The organism is Phaeovulum vinaykumarii (genome assembly GCF_900156695.1).
Classification (GTDB): domain Bacteria; phylum Pseudomonadota; class Alphaproteobacteria; order Rhodobacterales; family Rhodobacteraceae; genus Bieblia_A; species Bieblia_A vinaykumarii.
The window spans coordinates 1-1,427 of the sequence record NZ_FTOM01000020.1; the positions used below are offsets into that span (position 1 = coordinate 1).

A 1,427-nucleotide genomic window follows, 5' to 3' on the forward strand; every position below is an offset into this window, starting at 1 on the left:
CTCAATCTTTTGCGGCGGCGATTGTTGTTGTGATGAGGCTTGGTGTGATCTGCCGGATGACGTTGGCCCATCTCGTGACGGGTTGTTGGGCGACGAAGATGATGTCGTCGGGTCTGAGTTCGAAGCGGGTGGCGAGGATGAGGTTTGAGACGTTTCCGGCATCGAGATGCCAGGCGGTGACGGCTTCGAATTCGCGCGGGTCGGGCGATCCGCGCAGGACGTAGATCTCGCGCATGTTGCCGGTGTCGGCGGGCACGCCGCCGGCGGCATCATAGAGCGCATCGGCCAGGCTGGCCGTCTGTTCATAGGGCAGCGGCCAGCGGCCCTGGGACTTGACCTCGCCGGTCAGATAGACGTGCTCGCGCCGCTCGGCGCCCAGCTCCAGCCGCGCCTGGAAATTCTCGCGCCGCTCGTTCAGGCTGGCGCGGCGCAGCTCGACCTCGGTGCGCAATTCGTTCAGCGCCGCCGTGCGCGCCTCCTGGCGCAGGCGCGACAGGGTGATCTGCTCCTGGAAATAGGCTGCGGCCTGGTCCAGATCGTATTCGGCATCCACGAAGACGCTGTCGCCGGGCAGCAGGCGGATGCGGCGCATCCCGGCGCGGGCATAGAGCTTGCTCAGCGGGATCTGATAGAGAGTGCCGTCGCGGTAAAGGCGCACCGAGGCATAATCGAGATCGGGCGCCGAGACCCCGCCGGCGGCGGCCAGCGCCTCGTCGAGATAGAGCGGCGCCAGCGTCACCGGCACCACCACCGGGGTCTTGACCGCGCCGCCGACCGAGACCTTCTTCGAGTTGAATTCGGTGATCTCGAGCGAGAAGCTCGGGTCGAGCTGGCTTTGCAGCAGCTTCTGGAACAGCACCGCCTCGGCGTCCTCGATGGTCAGCCCGGCAAGGGCCACCCGCCCGACATTGGGGATCGAGATCGAGCCGTCATCCTGCACGGTATAGCCCTGGCGCGCGTTCTGCGCCGCCAGCAGGCCCGACAATTGCTCCACGCTCGAGCTGCCCGAGGGCGTGGCCAGCATCACCACATCGCCGACCCCGATCCGGTAGGGGCCGGGGTCGGCCGCCGGCGGCAGGCGCGTTTCCAGCGCCGCGGGCCGGCTTTCGGGTTCGAAGGCGGCGGGGGGCGGGGCGCCCGCCCCGCGCAGCCCGCGGCTGCCGGCCACCTGCGAGAAGGCCGCCGGCAGCGCGCGCGGGACATAGGCCGCGCGATTGGCCAGAAGCACGCTTTCGGCGGTGATCGGCTCCACGCGGACCTTGGCGTCGGGGCTGATGCCTTCGTTGACCGCGGGCGCGAAATAGGCCAGCCCGCAGCCCGAGAGCGCAACCGACAGGACAATGGCAAGGGCGCCCAGAGGTTTCATCGCGGCTTCATCCTTTTCCGTGCGTGCGTTCCGTGTGTGGGGGGCTGGCCCCCCTTGATCT

General features: G+C 68.5%; 1 protein-coding gene. It reads right to left on the reverse strand.

The features are described from left to right. Position 1: 1 nt before the first annotated feature. Positions 2–1,366: a polysaccharide biosynthesis/export family protein gene (locus BW949_RS16295; RefSeq protein WP_083947814.1), complete on the reverse strand. Its 1,365-nt coding sequence runs from the start codon at positions 1,364–1,366 to the stop codon at positions 2–4. Positions 1,367–1,427: the final 61 nt, after the last annotated feature.

Coding starts and splice junctions, on each gene's coding strand:
- BW949_RS16295 (WP_083947814.1), bottom strand. CDS start 1,366: ATGAAACCTCTGGGCGCCCTTGCCATTGTCCTGTCGGTTGCGCTCTCG.